Source organism: Acinetobacter sp. P1332 (assembly GCF_044057475.1).
Classification (GTDB): domain Bacteria; phylum Pseudomonadota; class Gammaproteobacteria; order Pseudomonadales; family Moraxellaceae; genus Acinetobacter; species Acinetobacter johnsonii.
In genome coordinates, this window is the sequence record NZ_CP171159.1 from 36,901 (window position 1) to 54,194 (window position 17,294).

At 34.8% G+C, this 17,294-nt stretch carries 15 protein-coding genes and 4 pseudogenes; 9 read left to right on the plus strand and 10 right to left on the minus strand.

Features of this window, described 5'->3' with window-relative positions; all coding sequences use genetic code 11:
* Positions 1–8 precede the first annotated feature (8 nt).
* The 3 genes and pseudogenes from ACFN7Z_RS19115 to ACFN7Z_RS19125 form a co-directional block, all read right to left on the minus strand.
* Positions 9–617, minus strand: a pseudogene (locus ACFN7Z_RS19115) (hypothetical protein).
* A gap of 1,203 nt (positions 618–1,820) precedes the next feature.
* On the minus strand, positions 1,821–2,732 hold the full coding sequence (locus ACFN7Z_RS19120) for a ParB/RepB/Spo0J family partition protein (RefSeq protein ID WP_005331533.1): 912 nt from the start codon (positions 2,730–2,732) through the stop codon (positions 1,821–1,823).
* Positions 2,733–2,743: 11 nt separating this feature from the next.
* Positions 2,744–3,520 (minus strand): ParA family protein, encoded by a 777-nt coding sequence (locus tag ACFN7Z_RS19125; protein ID WP_005401940.1) that lies wholly within the window; start codon positions 3,518–3,520, stop codon positions 2,744–2,746.
* 946 nt (positions 3,521–4,466) lie between these two features.
* Here ACFN7Z_RS19125 and ACFN7Z_RS19130 point away from each other — a divergent pair.
* The 8 genes and pseudogenes from ACFN7Z_RS19130 to ACFN7Z_RS19165 all read left to right on the plus strand — a co-directional run.
* Positions 4,467–5,645, plus strand: a complete 1,179-nt coding sequence (locus ACFN7Z_RS19130) for a replication initiation protein (protein WP_005324312.1) — start codon at positions 4,467–4,469, stop codon at positions 5,643–5,645.
* A gap of 469 nt (positions 5,646–6,114) precedes the next feature.
* Positions 6,115–6,984: pseudogene (locus ACFN7Z_RS19135) on the plus strand (IS982 family transposase).
* Between the two features lie 591 nt (positions 6,985–7,575).
* Positions 7,576–8,025 (plus strand): hypothetical protein, encoded by a 450-nt coding sequence (locus ACFN7Z_RS19140; protein WP_151732020.1) that lies wholly within the window; start codon positions 7,576–7,578, stop codon positions 8,023–8,025.
* 153 nt (positions 8,026–8,178) lie between these two features.
* Positions 8,179–8,451 carry a hypothetical protein gene (locus tag ACFN7Z_RS19145; RefSeq protein ID WP_005324303.1) on the plus strand — a complete coding sequence of 91 codons (273 nt, stop codon included), beginning with the start codon at positions 8,179–8,181 and terminating at the stop codon, positions 8,449–8,451.
* A 17-nt stretch (positions 8,452–8,468) separates the two neighbouring features.
* Positions 8,469–8,594, plus strand: a pseudogene (locus ACFN7Z_RS19150) (hypothetical protein).
* A gap of 293 nt (positions 8,595–8,887) precedes the next feature.
* A complete protein-coding gene (locus ACFN7Z_RS19155) occupies positions 8,888–9,085 on the plus strand; it encodes a hypothetical protein (protein ID WP_005324302.1) in 198 nt (65 codons plus the stop codon).
* A gap of 130 nt (positions 9,086–9,215) precedes the next feature.
* Positions 9,216–10,148, plus strand: coding sequence for an IS5 family transposase (locus ACFN7Z_RS19160; protein ID WP_151837437.1), 933 nt, complete (start codon positions 9,216–9,218; stop codon positions 10,146–10,148).
* Between the two features lie 54 nt (positions 10,149–10,202).
* Positions 10,203–10,355: pseudogene (locus ACFN7Z_RS19165) on the plus strand (cysteine hydrolase); the annotation flags it as partial.
* A gap of 103 nt (positions 10,356–10,458) precedes the next feature.
* Here ACFN7Z_RS19165 and ACFN7Z_RS19170 read toward each other — a convergent pair.
* From ACFN7Z_RS19170 to ACFN7Z_RS19190, 5 genes are all read right to left on the minus strand, one after another.
* Entirely contained in the window at positions 10,459–10,680 is a 222-nt protein-coding gene (locus ACFN7Z_RS19170; protein ID WP_005324298.1) for a DUF6500 family protein, read from the minus strand.
* 56 nt (positions 10,681–10,736) lie between these two features.
* Positions 10,737–10,955, minus strand: a complete 219-nt coding sequence (locus ACFN7Z_RS19175; protein ID WP_005324296.1) for a hypothetical protein — start codon at positions 10,953–10,955, stop codon at positions 10,737–10,739.
* A gap of 4 nt (positions 10,956–10,959) precedes the next feature.
* Positions 10,960–12,255 carry a Y-family DNA polymerase gene (locus ACFN7Z_RS19180; RefSeq protein ID WP_151732021.1) on the minus strand — a complete coding sequence of 432 codons (1,296 nt, stop codon included), beginning with the start codon at positions 12,253–12,255 and terminating at the stop codon, positions 10,960–10,962.
* A gap of 12 nt (positions 12,256–12,267) precedes the next feature.
* Positions 12,268–12,903 (minus strand): LexA family transcriptional regulator, encoded by a 636-nt coding sequence (locus ACFN7Z_RS19185; protein WP_005324292.1) that lies wholly within the window; start codon positions 12,901–12,903, stop codon positions 12,268–12,270.
* 107 nt (positions 12,904–13,010) lie between these two features.
* Complete coding sequence (locus tag ACFN7Z_RS19190) at positions 13,011–13,661, minus strand: SOS response-associated peptidase family protein (protein WP_005324289.1); 651 nt, start codon at positions 13,659–13,661, stop codon at positions 13,011–13,013.
* 321 nt (positions 13,662–13,982) lie between these two features.
* Between ACFN7Z_RS19190 and ACFN7Z_RS19195 the strand changes: the two genes are divergently transcribed.
* A complete protein-coding gene (locus ACFN7Z_RS19195; protein ID WP_005324286.1) occupies positions 13,983–14,123 on the plus strand; it encodes a hypothetical protein in 141 nt (46 codons plus the stop codon).
* Between the two features lie 67 nt (positions 14,124–14,190).
* Here ACFN7Z_RS19195 and ACFN7Z_RS19200 read toward each other — a convergent pair whose 3' ends face one another.
* Both ACFN7Z_RS19200 and ACFN7Z_RS19205 read right to left on the minus strand, forming a co-directional pair.
* On the minus strand, positions 14,191–16,269 hold the full coding sequence (locus tag ACFN7Z_RS19200; protein ID WP_152630445.1) for a catalase: 2,079 nt from the start codon (positions 16,267–16,269) through the stop codon (positions 14,191–14,193).
* A 290-nt stretch (positions 16,270–16,559) separates the two neighbouring features.
* Positions 16,560–17,243, minus strand: coding sequence for a DUF421 domain-containing protein (locus ACFN7Z_RS19205; RefSeq protein WP_004986536.1), 684 nt, complete (start codon positions 17,241–17,243; stop codon positions 16,560–16,562).
* Positions 17,244–17,294: the final 51 nt, after the last annotated feature.

The window sequence follows — 17,294 nt, forward strand, 5'->3', positions numbered from 1 at the left end:
CTTGGTTATTATTGGTAATGATCAGCTGATAGTAGTTGGCGGATTTCACTGGCCATTTTGGGGCTACGCCAAGGAAACAACACTTTGAGGCGGTAATGCGGTTTGAATTGATCGCGTGTTCCAATATTGACTTGGTATTCTCTTTTGACTGGGCTGCGATGTTCGTGATAGCGGATATGCGTTCCCGTCATCGGATTGCTAGTAATTGTGCTTGTCTAAGACACTTTGTCTTCAACTAAGTTGAAGTGACCGACCGAAGTAATATAATCAAATGGGTATTTCACTAAACGCTGTTCGGGTTCATCAAACAGGATGATGGTTTTATGCTGACTGTTAATCCAGACCCCACGATTGTGATAATTAAACTGTTCACCTTGACGGGTCAGTTGCTCCGTCATACCTGCAAAGTAGGTATTGCCATATGTATAGAAGTAATAGGTGATCACAAACCATAACAGCCAGATGCCAAAGAATAGGTAGCCAAACCAGCCAAAGGAAAAGACTTTAGCAATAATTAAAAAAATGACGATCGGCACCACGATGCACTTTACAAAGACCTTGGATTTTTGTGGGCGATTTTCGATTGAAATGATTTTTGGTTGAGTGAATTCAGACATCATTGTTCCCCGCATGTTCAATGCAATTGACAATCACAAGGGGATATAAAAATAAGTATTTTTTATAGGCGTGATTGAGCCATCCACCTTAGAGATTGTTCGTGTAAAAATGTTTTATTAATACAGCTTAAAAATTAAAATCAGTGCTGTATGCCCTGTTGAAGGACACAACAAGGTTGAACGAGTGCGGAGGTACAGGGAAGAATAAATAGAAATGACATAAGAAATTCCTTTGTTTAGAACAAGAAATTCTGCCAGTTACTGCTAAATAATGGTGGCAGAACGAAAGAGGGTTAGCAGACTGGTAAACAAAGAAACCAGCACGTACAAAGACGTCCCCCTTCCGCCCTACCATAGAGAAAAGGGGGACGAGTGGGTACAGCAGAATATAAAGTCAAACTTTATATTCCTTCTTTGTTTACAGGGTCTGCTAAAACCCACTGGCAATGTAGGCCAGCGAGCTCATATTAGATTTATCCAGCGCTTTAGTCAATTTCGAAATACGATAAAATTCACATTATTCGATTAAATGAATTTAGTTGAGTTGCTGACTTCAGCGATAAACCCAAAATTAATACAATCCATTAAATGCTTTTGATATTCATATATTTTTTTCATTTCTTCTTGGGTAGTTATAAATATTACCGAAATCATGATCCATTCTTATAGATTAATTGTACCACACTCGACACACTATAACTTGATGATGGAGAAAACATACTAATCTTCGAATTCTCACCTAGAAAATGGTGATAGCCTTCGCCTACTAATGAATATAAAGCACTAGTACTCAATGTTTAAGGTGTCTTAATAAATGCAAATTATAACTAAAAAGTACCAATCTAAATATCATCTCCAAGTTATAGGGGATTTGAAACAACACTCTTTAATCATAATAATGTGAAATTAAAAGCTTTCAAAATCAAAAGAAATGAATCACATGAAATTCATAAAAAATTCTTGGGAAGATCTATTTATAAAATATTCACTCTATCACCATCTCAAGAGGATTAAAGCTAAGTGTCATAGAATTAAATCATTTGTGATAAAGTTAAAACAAAGAACATTTGGAATCGAGTCAATCAAGTGCATACTCATATATCCCTTCTTAATAAACTTACAGAATGAACCAGTCCTTCCACTCAAGTTTATTTAGATAGAGTAACCCGAATTATCGTATTGATGAAAAAGTGTAGCAAATTGCTACACTTTTTCATTTCTCTCTACCAGCTCTTTCAATAAAATTTCAAGTTTATCTAGACTAGCATTGTCAATACTCGAAATATTTAGAGAAACCTTTAACTGCTTATCATTGAACTTGATATTACCAGCGACTTTTCCAGCGTACTCAATTTTTTTTACCACCGATGTTGATGCTGTTTCTTGATTACCCTGTGTAAGTATTTTTTCTGCATGAGATACGGCTTTCGTTTGTTCAAGCTTCCCAAGCTTAACTTTATTCCAAGCATTAATTAAAGCTTCTTCTGCCAATTCTTTTAAGTCTGCATGATCAGATAAAAATTTTTTAAACGCTGTAGCTGCAGTTCGACCAAGCAGTTGCGGATCTTGAGCTAAATCCCCCAGAACTACCTCAGGCAATTTTTCAAATGCCAAATATTTATACATATCTTCACGATTTAGGCCTAAAGATTTGGCTAAACGTTGCTTATTCTTTTTTAAACTCTCATCCAAGCCATTCAGTCCGATATAAATTTCAAAATCGGTTAAATCTTGGCGTTTTAAATTTTCTGCTAATGTTAGCAAAGATGCTTCTTCGTCATTAGCATCTATGATAATCGCTTCAATTGTCGATTTTTTCAAAAGTTCATGAGCGCGTAATCGACGTTCACCAGCAATCAGTTCAAATTTTAAATTTTCAAGCTTTCTGACTGTAATAGGCTGGAGTAATCCAACTTCATCAATAGACTCAGATAGTTCTTTAATCTCCTGCGGATCAAATTTTTTTCGTGGCTGGTACGGACTCCGTGAAATGTCTTCTATAGGGACATTTCTTCTGAATTCCTTCAACTCTTTAATATTATCTTTTTGAGCTAGCTGATGTTTTTGAGTATTTTGTTTTAGCTTTTGAGCTAAAAGTTCTTTTGCAGTGGCCATAAATATCCCAATCAGTTAACTTTTTTTAATATTTCTTCTGCTAAACGTTCGAAAGCTTTGCGAACTTTCCCGCTTTTATCTAGTTTTAGAAGTGATTGTTGCATAATAGCTGCTTGATTCACTTTTGTGCTTTGTGGAATTGTTGTTTCCAGTATATGACCTACTTGTTTATATGCTTCATCACGGATCAACTTACAAACATTTTGGCGTTCATCATGTTTAATTAGTAAAGCTCCTAAAAGTTTAAGTTCAGGATTAATGCGTTTGATTTTTTCCAAATGATTTAACAGGTCGGTAACACCGTATAATCCATACTGTGATCCAGATTCAATTGGAATAACTACATGAGTAGATGATGCCAAAGCATTACTAGTCAAAAGTTTTAAACTTGGAGGACAATCAATTAAGATAAAATCATAAAGATCTTTTAAAAACTCAAGTTTAGTTGCTAATTCTTCTGAAGGTCTTGGCGCATCTTCTTTAAGTTGATCTTCCGTTTTACCTAAATTAAGTGAACCATAAATAAGTGATACATTTTCAAAATTTGTATCTTCTTCAAGGGCATCGGTAAGTAATGAAACATCACCTATTAATAGTTCCGCAGTTGTAACACCAACTTCACTTGGATGACGTAATCCTATATGCAAACTAGCATTAGCTTGAGGATCTAGATCTATAACTAATACTTTTTTACCAAAGTTTGCCAGTTCAGAAGCTAAATGAACAACTGTTGTTGTTTTACCACAGCCGCCTTTGTGATTTGCAACAGCAATAATTTTTGCAGACATACTTGTCAAGTCATTCTATATTTCAATAACTAACTAATATAAATAACTTTGCCCTAAGTTACTATACCTTTTGAATTTATAAAATTTGATTGTATGTATGCAATACAATTTTTAAATTTAAAATTTTACATAGCTAGCTTATTAATAATTAAAGTTAATTTATAATTAAGTTAATTTATAATTAGAGTATTTTTTATTATTATATTTCAATTGGTTATATCTGTAAAGGTGGAGGTTTTGTCATTGATAAGTGGAATACATGTCACTAATAAGTGGAGTATTAGTCATTGATAAGTGGAATACTTGTCACTAATAAGTGGAAACAAAATCACCTAAAAGTGCGGTGTATGTCACCACAGTGGAATACTTGTCACATATTTTTATTAATTTGCATAATTTTCATATTAACTTACAGTAATTCAATATTTTATTTTATGGATATTTTTTAAAATTCAGTCTTTATAGTGGAATATTTGTCACTTTGTAATATTTATCTGTGGGTAAAAAGAAGTGTTATTTAATTGTAAGATTCAGTTTTATTGGCTATTAGGGAAAAACGTGGAAAACTTATCATCTATGCTTATAACCTTGTCTAAAATTTAAGCTAAACAATTAAGTTTATTATCAATACTAAATTTCTAACATATTTAAAGGTGGAAAACTTGTCATACTATCGAACTTTAAGTGAATAATAAAAAATCATCTAGCAATCCTAGTGATTAAACTTTACCTAATTTGAAATCCTAAATCTATTAAAAGTGGAATGTTTGTCACTATCAGTATAATAAAATGACATTATGGTGGAATGGTATATATATTTTCCACTTTATGGTGACGATTATTCCACTTTAAAGTTTTAAGGTGAAAGTGTTGAAAATTTTTCCACTTTTGTATATAAAATTACCCATACACATTAAAACCGCTATTTTGATAGCGAATATGCTCTATGACTGAAGTACATCAAATCAATGAACAATTGGATTCAATCCCATATTGCATAGGCAATATTCGTCAAAACGGTGTTGTAAGCACAAGTAATCGCTTGATAAGGCCTATTGAGCTTTCAGCAAATGAATACAAAGCATTGCTTTATGCAATGGCTGTTGCAAATTATGGGGAAAAAAATAATGCGGATAAAGAAATCACTGAACAAACATATATCTATTTATATAAAGATGATTTAGCAGATCTATTAGGTTTGAGTAAGCGGAATTCTATAAATGTCGCAATTGACCGTATTTATAAAGAATTATCCTCAAGAGTAGCGCACTTCGTTATTGAGGAGCCCGTTGATGATGGGCGAAAAAAAACAAAAAAAGTGCATTCCGTTGTTCCAATAATACGCGAACTTCGATGGGAGGATGATTCTAAGAATGCACTTCAGATTCGATTCACAAGTGAGGTGCTTCCATACTTTACCCAACTGGCTGGAGGAAACTTTACAACATATCAGTTGAAGCATTTGTTTGCACTTGATTCTGTTGCTAGCATGAGTCTTTATACTTACTTTATTAAAAACGAATTTAAATTTAATACTCAGGAAACATACGAAGTGCCACTCCTCTTAGAAAATCTTAAGGCACTTATTGATATTAATGAAACTAAGTATGATCGCTGGGTAGACTTCAGAAGATATGTATTAGATAAAATTGTTGCAGAAATTAATGAAAATACTGACCTACAGTTGGAATATGAAACAGTAAAAAAAGGACGACCAATTGTAGGTGTTAAATTTAAACTGCATCATAGAGGTTTTGATAAGAGTGAAATTGAAGATAAGAAGACAGAAAAGCTTAAAATTTATTTAGATGTACCTTTCGAAGATAATGCAGAAGTTAAAGAATTAGGTGCTAAGTTTGATACTACGGTTCGTTCCTGGTATATCTCAAATGATGATGCTAACTGTATGCAATTAAAAAAATGGTTCAAAGCTATAGGCTGTTTAACGGACTCTCAAGCAAATGTTGTAATAAATGATTCATTATTTCAAATGGATTTTGCGGAAGTTGGTATGAGCTTGGCTGATTTCAAGCGAAAGATGAAACATAAGCTTAAAACAGATCGTATATTTGTTGAAAGTATCAAAGAACGTTTAAATGAAATCTTTGGTAAAAATGTTATTTGAAAGTGTAGCAAGTTGCTACACTTCTTTATGTTCAGGTTTATTGCAATATTTGGTGTAATGTGAAAAAAGGGGTTCCATTTATACTAGATTCACTGCACTATCGTATGAAATATTTATAATTGAGCATAAAGAAGTATATATTTTATTGAAAACTGAATAAGTACACTAACAGATAAAATGAATAGTTCTTTAAGATATGAACGGTCTAAGTTTTTTAATTTACTAAATCAAGGTAAGTTCAAGCACTTATCGCTAAATTTTAATTTGCATTTTCGAAGGTACAATATATGAGCGTATTATCTTTTTTACAGTCCAATTTTTTGTAAAGGTAGGGTACTACACCTAAAGATGGATAAAAATTTTTAAGAACTCTAATTAACCCGAATAGTGGATAAGAAATGGACTTGAAAAACAGAAGGACTAGAGCCATCAGTTGAGTTACCACACAAAACTCACAACTCTAGTTCTGATGTTCAATAGTACCGAATTATTCTGTGTAATTGATGATTTCTTTCTTAAATTTGAAGCAACTTATTGGAAATTTCTCAAGCAAAACAATCACTGCTTAAGAATCCGAAAAGTGCAATTGAGTATCTCTGAAATCCTCTTTATCGCCATTTGGTATAAGTGTTCTCACTTCAATAATTTCAAAGCATTTTTTTCATGGCTGAAACAGCATAAAAGTCATTTATTTAAGAGCTTACCTTGTTATCAACGCATGATTCACCTGATTAATATGCATCAATTAGCACTACATGCTTTACATGTAGTTGTAATGAAAGCTCAACATAGCCAATATTTATGGATTGATTCAACGACTCTACCTGCCTGTAAAAATCAGCATATTCAGCGTCATAAATCATTAGCCAAGATCGCATCTCGAGGTAAAAGTTCAATGGGGTGGTTTTATGGCTTTAAAGTACATATCGTGATGAATCAATTCGGAGAGATCGTTAGCTCAGGCTTATCCAATGGGCATGTTGCTGACATTAAAATGGTTGAACAATTAGCTGAATGTTTACAGGCGAAACTCTATGCCGGCCGTGGCTACATCAGTCAATAATTAAAAAGAAGATTAAAAGAACAAGGTATTGATTTAATTACCTATCATGGAAAGAACATGACGTCTATTAAATTATCTGTATCAGATGAATATCACTTAAAGCAGGGCAATAAAATAGAAACGTTATTCAGCTTATTGAAAGGACACTACAATTTAGTGACGAGTAGAGCACGTAGTGCTTGTGGATTTCTAGGAGGGATTTATGCTTCATTGTGCGCATATCAATTGAGCCACCGAAATAAGCCAACCATTCGAGTAATCGAATCATTGGCTTAAACAGGATTCGGGTTAATTTATATACCCAATACCTCTATGTTGGGCAGTTTTTCGTTTAATGAAAAATGAATAACAGGTATAAAATTAATATTCAGCTTGTAACTAGATAATTCATTGTAAGTAAAATAAATAACTGGAAGTCTTATCGCATAAGGGCTACATTTAATTAATAAGGATAAGATTCTTACAATAATTAACATATAATTACTGAAAAATATACGTTATTTCTCCATATTGAATTTACTGATAGCAATTTAGATTTTAATGATTGTGTCCTTCAAACTAATCATTAATCAAGTATTCTAAATTGGTGTTGGATTATAATAATAAATGTTACATGAACCGCTACTTTTCTCACGAAAAGCTCCACCTCCTTAGGGAGGTTTTTTTTGAATAATTTCATAATTTTAATTATAGTATGGAATTTAACACGTATTTAACTAATTTTGAGGATTACGTAGCATTTTGTGTAATTTTCTACTTACAATCTTTACTTGATTGTTCTTCTATATAACGCATACCCTCTATGGTTTACTTTGTGTAAGTATACAATTGATTACATTAGGAGCATATGAAGTAAGGAAGTACATTATGCCACAATATCTTACATTGGCTGAAAACGTCATCGAGAGTATTAAAAAAGAGGGTGAGGGTGAGTGTGATCGAAAGATTTTTTTTACATTAATTATTTTACATGTTAGAAAACAATTAAAGACGTCTCACCTAAAATTTAATCAAGAAGTATGTAATTCAATTTTTGATGATGAAAATCATATTGCTGACGTGTCAACAGTAGATTTGAGCTTGATCCCTCGGATCGATAATGGTGGTGAATTTTTATTATGGTTGGCTGGTTTTATTCAGCAAATAACTATTGATGAGAATAAAGAAGAGCAATTACCTTTATCTACTATTATGATACAAAGTGTGAAATCCAGATCAGTTATATCTGCTGGAAATCTAGCTACCGATGTGGATTATGGACAGGAAATTAAAAACTACTTTTTAGAATCCACAAAAAACATAGAACGAGGAGATTGAATAATATTTTGAGTGTTTTGTAAGAATATATGTGAGTTATAATAAAAATCACTTAATTGTTTTTATTTGAGTGAACCTGTTTTTATTAGTTTTTCAAAACAATATTAATTTAAATTATATTAAACGTTAAAGTAAATATGAGAATATGGGTCTATGAATAATAAATTTGAATTACATGTGCTTAGCCAGATTTATGATTTTTTGATCGAAAGAGTAGGATTTAACAAGCAGTCTCTTCACCTCAAAGTATTGTATTTATTTCGAGAAATACATGTTGGTGAAAAAATTGACTTTAATGTTTTATCTTCAAATAAGATATCTGGAAATTTTGGTGATGTATCATTGATAAATTTATTGAATGTCCCTCATTTTAATGAAAAAGACAAATTTATTAATTGGGTTTACAAATCTATTAATTTGTCGTAATTAATTTGGTGAAATTTATGAAAATTTTTGCAACAGTTAGTCTAGTATTTATACTCGGTTTATCTGCCTGTCAGTAGAGAGATACTGACACTTATGATCAGGATAAAACAACAACTCCACACTCTAAGGATAGAGACCAATAAAGACAAGGTCTTTTAATCGTGCGCTTTTATTTTGTGTTAATTTATTGGTATTATTAAATTTAGATGATATCAATTGAGAGGTGTTGAGTGATCAAATTATTGAAGTGCTTATTTGGTCTACATAGTAAGACGGAAGTCCAATATTTTAAAGATGGTGAGCTTGAAGTGTGTCAAATCTGCCTTAAAGTTAAATATATCAAATAGATAAATTTGCGTAACTAAGTCTATAAAAACCTGCTAAAGAATATTTTTGGTGGGTTGAGCTTACTTGTGAAACGTATAAAATACCTATCATGAAAAGACCTCCTAAATGTAAAGTAGTTCAAAAGTCCACCTGGACTACAGAACAAGATATTTACCTGATTGAAAATAGTTTGCAAAGTATAGATGAGTTATTAAAACATCTACCCTATTCTGAAGATGAAATTCTTGATCGAAAGAAAACTCTAGGCTTAATTAAACGTGAATGGCAGTTGAGAAAATTTATATAAATTTTTACTTAATCTTTTTCTCTTTATTTTAAAGATCATTTATTTTAATTAATATCAATTTTTTATAGATATTAACGGCTTTGTTGCACAAACCTATCTCTATAGGCTTATTCCACAATATAATTCTCAAATTAATAAGCCCACCCCTAAAATCTATCGTACAACCAATTGGTCTTCTTATAACAGTGCATTAATAAATCGAGGAAATCTCTCAATTTGGTTTGATCCCAAGACTCAATGGTACGCTCAACCCAAAGGTAAACATGGTCGAAATCAAACTTATTCAAATACAGCCATCCAATGCTGTTTAATGATCAAATCCTTATTTCATCTTTCTTTACGCATGGTCACTGGCTTTGTGCAAAGTCTCATTCATCTTTGTAGATTAGATTGGACAGCACCAGACTATTCCACCATCTGCAGAAGACAAAAGCATATTGATATTGCAATTAACTATCAAAAAAGCAGTAATGGTCTCCAGCTACTCGTCGATTCTACTGGCTTAAAGTTTCTAGGCGAAGGTGAATGGAAGCGTAAGAAACACCAACCTGAATATCGTCGCCAATGGCGTAAACTTCATATTGGTATAGATGCTGAAACCCTTCAAATACGCTCTATTCAACTCACTACAAATAATGTGAGTGATTCACAAGTGCTTGGTGATTTACTCGATCAGATTCCACAAGATGAGCAGATTGACTCTGTCTATACTGATGGGGCTTATGACACCAAGCAATGCCATCAAGTAATTGCAGATCGGCAAGCACATGCGGTGATTCCGCCAAGAAAAAATGCGAAACCTTGGAAAGATACAAAGACCAGCTCGCTAGAGCGAAATGAATTACTTCGAACAGTTAAACGTTTAGGAAGAACAATATGGAAAAATTGGTCAGGCTATCATCGCAGAAGTCTGATAGAAAACAAGATGCATTACATCAAATTATTAGGCGATAAACTCCGTGCGAGAAACTTTCAAAGCCAAGTCAATGAGATTCATGCACGTGTGGCCGTATTAAATAAATTTACAGATTTAGACCGACCTCACACCCAAGTTGCCACTTAAATTTAGATAACTTGGAAGAAGTTTAGCTTTTGAATATTTGTGCAACAAAGCCGTTACAAGGTAAAAGTTATTCATGATGCTTGTGCAACGCTAGACCAAGAATTTAATGGCATCAAAGTATCTGCTGGTCATGTCCATGCAACATTAATGGCTGCTTTTGAATTTGCATATGCTCAAGTTATATCAACTGAAGATTATGTTAGCTAAAGATTAAGATTTTAATATTGTACTTTATTTATAACTTTTATTATAATAATCAATATCATAAATCAAATCATGATAGAGTTAAGCGCTCTATCATGGTTTTTTGTTACTTTGACTCACCTAAAACAAGTTGCCTAACTTTAACTGCTTTCTCGAAGTGATCTAATTTGTGTTTCATAATCCACCACTGAGCAGCCTCCATCAATAGTTCTGGGTTATCGTTTTTGTTCTTGAAGAAAGCGTAAAATGATAGACCAACATTTTCCCCTTTCTTCTCAATTTTCTCGTTGCATCCACGAATAAAAATTTCTTTTAATTCATCTCTCATTCCCGATGTATCCTAATTTTTCAATATCTTTAAAAACCGCTTAACGCCAGATCGATTTAGTTCACCGTTCCCAACACTGGAATCATTCTAGGTCCAGCCTGTCTCGCCTTACCAATAATTTCCACCAGTTCATCATAAGTCAGCTCAAACTTATCCTCACTGTCAAAAACATAGACCATATTCTTGTCTTTGAATTCTTCAGGTGTAGGCGGTACAAAACGCTTTGGAATTAAAATCTGCGCCAATTGTTCATTTGAAAGTTTATAAATATGCATTGTCTTATCTCACTCTAACGAGTTCATTCCATTCGGTTAAGTAGTTCGGGGATTTGCGTTCTTGATTCATTTGCCAGTGCTCATCTTTGCGCCCGCATAAACCCAAGGACAGCGTGTTCTTGCCATACTTGTGGGTGATGTGATTTAAGGCGTCGGAGAGCTTGGCTCGCTTAATCTGTAGCGAATAATCGGTAAATAGGTCAGGGGAGAATTTTGCTTTCGGGACAATCTCCATCAGGATGATTCCCGCCTTTTTATACTTAAAGCCGGGTTTGAATATTTCATCAATGGCCCGCATGGCTATACGGGTAATCTCTAAAACATCGTCGGAGTGCTCGGGCAGCTGCATAATCACGTAAGGTGTGTATTTTGCACATTTATCAAAGCGACCTGTCTGAATAAACACCCCAATCATCTTGCATAAGGACATATCATCACGAAGTCTTGAGACAGCTCTCTGCACGTATAAGCGCACTGAAGATTTGATGTTTTCAATGTCGTAAATGGGTTGGCCATAAGATTGGCTGCTGATGATTTGCTTTTTAGCAGGTGAATCGCTCTCTATATCGATGCATGAGATCCCATTCAATTCGCGTACGGTCTTTTCCATGATAATGCTGAACTGCATTTTAATTTCTGCCGGGTGCGCTTGAACTAAATCCAAAACTGTACGGATATTCATTGCATTAAGCTTTTTACAGTTCTGACGCCCAACACCCCAAACCTCGCCAACGTCGATCTGTGCAAGCATGGCCTCAGTAGAGCAAGGATCCATATCGACTAGATTGCATACCCCATTAAAAAACTTATTCTTCTTGGCTAGATGGTTGGCAATTTTTGCTTCAGTTTTTGAGCGTCCAATGCCCACACAGCAGGGTAAAGTGAGCCACTGCCAAGCAGTTTTACGAATGTCTTGGGCATAGTCGGTTAAATCAAATAAATGCTCATAGCTGGTGAGATCCAAGAAGCATTCATCAACTGAATAAATCTCTTGTTCTCCTGGTGCAACATACATCCCCAGTAAAGTCATAAAACGACGAGACATGGCTCCATAAAGGGCAAAGTTGCTGGAGAACACCTGAACATCATGCTTCTTGATGATGTCTTGAATTTGGAATACTGGCACACCCATTTTAATGCCAATATCTTTGGCTTCTTGGGAGCGTGCCACGGCACAACCATCATTACTCGAGAGAACAATGACCGGACGATTATTAAGGGACGGATTAAAAATACGCTCACAACTGACGTAGCAGTTATTCACGTCAACTAACGCGAATATACGATTTTCAGCTTTCATTTTTTATACTTCTTATTTGCTGGTAGAGCGTCTATAAAATTGCTTGAGGTTGAAGGTCACAACCCCTTGGATGGAGATAGACTGACTGTCTTTCGGAATTATATGCTCGTAAGCTGGGTTTTCAGCTCTTAGCCAAATAGGGGGAAGTTCATAGTCTTCATCCCCAAACATTTCTTTGATTTCTTGTTTTGACATCTTAGCGGTCATCATTAACCGCTTAAGTGTTATTTCACGCTCATCGATGAGGGCTAAAACGATATCTCTATGCTGTGCTGTAATGCTCTTATCGACCAAGAAAGGGTCATCAATTTCAAAGCCAGCGTAAAGCATAGACTCACTATCGACCCGCCCCATGAACGTCGATATTGGGTTAAAAATAAGGAAGTCATTTAAGTCGATCGACTTATCGATATGGTCTTTGGTACCAAAAGCAGGACCAGCAGAAAAACGTTCAAGTGCAGACGGAATTTCGAGGCGGGTTTTGACTGAAATTTCTTTAAGATCAAACTTAGAACCTAGCTCATGCTCTTTTTGTATTTTTTCAAATACAGTATTGACTGTAGGACTTGGAGCGCCATCTGGGCCCATAAGTGTTTGAAGGAATGACCAGACGTCATCCGAGAAATAGATCGGTAGTTTCTTTGACATGTTTGACTCCTACGCTACGAGGCGTGTTTGGAACTGAACTCTTTTTTTAGGATAGTCGGTGGCAAATTAAATTTCAAATTTAAAAGCTGTGGATAATCAATGCACCTTCAAATTAAATTAGGTTGAGCACCATTTTCGGATAAGCGGGATTTAGGGAAGGAGATGTACTCATCCTGCATTTCAAAGAAGAATTCATGCGCCTCTTTAAAGCTGCAATTCAGCCATTCTTTGCGGTATTCATCAGGGATTACGATGATCGAACGCTTCTCATCTTTAGGCTTATGGAATTGCTTCATGAAAGGGTGTTTATCAGCATTGATAGTGAGCATACTCATCGATCGGATTTGCTCTCCATTGATGACAGCATTCTCGTATATGGCCGCCACTGTAAAGGGCATGCCATCTTCACGAGCAATCCCATACCAGTGAGATTTCCCGTCAATATATTTAGGTTCAAAGATGGTTTCGACTGGAATCAAGCCAAACTGAGACTTATGCCAAGCTTCCCTAAAACTGGGTTTCTCAGCGACCGTCTCAGTCCGGGCATTGTATGTGTACTTGCCGAAATTCTTTTCCTTGGCCCATTTGGGAATCATTCCAAAATTAACTGATCTCCATTCGATCTTGCCGTCATTGGAAAAGATCAAAGGTGAAGGATAGTTCGGGAAAATGTCTTCAGGGAACTCCAACTGATCAGGCTCAGGGAGATCTAGGAGAAATGCACGATTCTTTCTGATCGCTTCGAAATTTGCGCACATAGACTTATCCCTGTTTATTCTTTATGATCGTCGATCAAATAATAGCCCAAATAGAAATAAAAATTACTTTTAAAAAAAATCGTTAAAACAATATAGTAGCGGAAGTTTCAAAATTATTTTCTTATTGAAAAATACAGAGGAAAATGAAGAAGTTTTTAGAGGTATCTATTTGATGTGGTCACTGAAGAACAGCTTAATTAATTCATAATAAACTTAAAGTGCTAATTACTATAAAGGTAGGATTGCGTAACATATCTATTATTGATAGATAGAGCCTGATGTCATATCTATTATTATAGTATTTCACGTGATGGAACCGACATGCTTAATAAGCAAAATCCAGAATCAAAACCTCAAAAAGAATCAAACGATGACAAGGGTGATCAGAAAACCTATCAGAATCCAGATCCTCAGAAAAAACCAAATGAAGAGCCTGAGAATCCACTTAAAGAGCAAAAGTAGATCAAAAAGCCCTCGTCCAGGGCTTTTTGAAATCAAATGCTTACACTACTTTTAATCTCAAATAAATTCATGCTGGAATAGCTGCGACAACTTTTTCTCTATCCCACAAACGGTGATTTTGAATAGCTTGTTTGAATTGATCTTGGATCTCTTTAAAATTTTGAGTAGAGAATAGAGCTGCATCCTTAGTGAGCTGAAACTCATCTATTAAAGCGCATTTATCACCCAGGAAAACAATGGGCTTGAGATGTTTATATGTCTCTAATACATAATGTTTAGAAACTCCATCAGCCTTAAATACTTCTAAATTATTCCCATCAATCACGATTACGGCATCATAAGTCACTGAAGGCTCGCCATTTTGTCTTCCATCTACTGGTATTTCATTGCCATCACTAGATTTAACAGGGGCTGCGTTCGGTGCTAAAGTTTCCACAATAGCTTTTTCTGCTTCAGCCCATATTTTAATATCATCTATTGATGACGCATTTACACCGTTATGAACGAGCAAGGCAATTTTTCGCTGTTTAATATCAGATGCAGGAAAAGATGAGGTACTTAATCTTTTCGAAGATGCAATTACGGGTTGGTGCAGACTATCTTGCTGTTTAGGGGGAGTTTTAATACCTAACTCTTTCGCAACATATTCAGCTAAGTCCAAGTCAATATTAGCTAAGACAGCGTAAACTACACGTCTGCGGATATCTTCCGATTTAACCTTAGATAATTCAAAAGAATATGCATCCTTAATATGCTGTTGTTCATGTTTTTCCAAACTATGGTAGTGCATTGTGGCTTGCGAGAAATGATCAGCGAAACTTTCTGGTCGAACTCTTAGTTTGCTGCCTTGTACTTCTTCAGTATGTGTCTTGAAGGCACCACTGTCATTCGGTGATTCTCTTGGCCAATTTTCATCAACAGAATTAGGTTCATAATTTGCCTTTCCTTTATAAACTTCGTGATTAGCATAACCACCTCGTCTATTCGTATGAAAAGGACAAACGGGTTTGTTAATTGGAATTTGATTAAAATTTACCGTACCTAGTCTGTGTAAGTGAGTATCCGTATAGCTAAACAGCCGTCCTTGTAAAAGGGGATCGTTACTAAAATCTATACCTGAGACAATATTTGCAGGACTAAAAGCAACTTGTTCTGTTTCTGCGAAAAAATCATCTGTATTTTTGTTTAAAACAAATTTACCTAGTGGAGTGACTGGTACAAGTTCTTCTGGGATTAATTTTGTAGCATCTAAGACATCAAAGTCCCATTGTTTTGCATCTTCTTCAGAGAAAATTTGTGCGCCTAATTCCCATTCCGGGTAATTGCCACGCTCAATAGCATCCCACAGATCACGTCTGTGAAAATCGGGATCTTTGCCATTAATTTTTAAGGCTTCATCCCAGACGACTTGAGCTACCCCTTGCTTTGGAGTCCAATGGAATTTCACTAAGAATGCTTCATTATTCTTATTAATCAATCTAAATGTATGAACACCAAAACCTTGTATAGAGCGTAGATTTCTTGGAATTGCTCTATCAGACATTATCCAAGTAGTCATATGTGATGCTTCGGTGTTTAAAGAAATAAAATCCCAGAAAGTATCATGGGCAGATTGACCAGTTGGAACTTCATTGGCATCTTCTGGTTTTACTGCATGAACAAAGTCCGGAAATTTAATAGCATCCTGAATGAAGAAGACAGGGATATTATTCCCCACCAAATCATAATTTCCTTCTTCAGTATAAAATTTTATAGAAAAACCTCGTACATCTCGAACGACATCAGCCGAACCTCGCCCACCTTGAACTGTAGAAATACGGACAAAGATAGGAGTCCGATTATTTGTGTCCGTTAGGAACTTAGCTTTAGTCCATTTTTCATTACCGGTATAAGCTTGAAAGTAACCATGAGCACCGACCCCTCGAGCATGTACAACACGTTCTGGAATACGCTCACGATCAAAATGAATAAGTTTATCCCTTAGAAGAAAGTCCTCGAGAAGAGTAGGGCCTTTCTCATTAATTTTTAGACTATTTTGATTATCAGCTACGGGAACACCTAAAGAAGAGGTAAGGGTTTTACCTATAGGATCCACGTATGCTTCCTCAGAAAGTTGGTCAATTTTTGGTGTATTTGATTCTTTCATATCACATTCTCTTATACATTTGCTTTATAACGTTTTATGAAAATAAGTATTTATTTTCACGTAAGTTAATGGCTTATTTGTTGACGGATATTTTGTGCTTATACAATTTAATAGGTTATCTACAATCGAATATGAGTTACTTGCAAGAAAACTCTTTTTTGGATCAAAGATACCCATATAAACTTTAAGTATTTACGCTTTGAGTAAGGTAAAGAAATGTGTATTTTTTGTTCGCTTAAACTATTCATTTTAAATAATATTGAATTAATCTAAGTCAAAACAAAAGCTTATTAATTTTGATATTCCTCACAATACAAACAGGATTTAGCCCATTTTGTATTTTGACAGCGAGGGCATTCTTCATTTAAATGATTTAAACGTTGGGTTTGACCACACAACATACAAGAATAAAAGTGATCTACATTGTGATGATCTGCGATTTGGTATTCATCGGGAAACAGAGGAAGGCCCCATTTTATATTTTCTTTAGAATATGGGATCACGCTTAGGCAGCCATCAGTCTCAAGCAGTGCTATTTTAACTTGTCCGAGATGCTCTATTTTCTTTTGGCGCATTTCAGCAAAGAATTCATCGTATGAATACTTTTCTTGCTTAATATCCTCAACAATCAGTAAACCATTTTTGACGATGTATATAGGTCGACCTTCCAATACGGTCTCAATAGCATCGGATTTCATCATTAAATAAGTTGTTAAGCGATATAAAGCCATAATTACTGCAAAAACGATGACAGCATGAATGATAGGAACTTCTTCATAGAACATAGCATCGCCAGCAGCAGATCCTAAACTAAGAATAATTGCGATTTCAAAGATGGAAAGTTGCCTAACACCACGTTTACCAGAAAATCTTAAAACTAAGATAATCAGGAAGTACATCAAGACACTACGAAGTACAATTTCTGCTGCAAAAGTAAATGTAGTATCAGCTAATAGTATTTTTATAAAGTCCATTTTACACCTATTTAATTATTATTTAGATGTGCTGATAATGAGCCTAAAAGG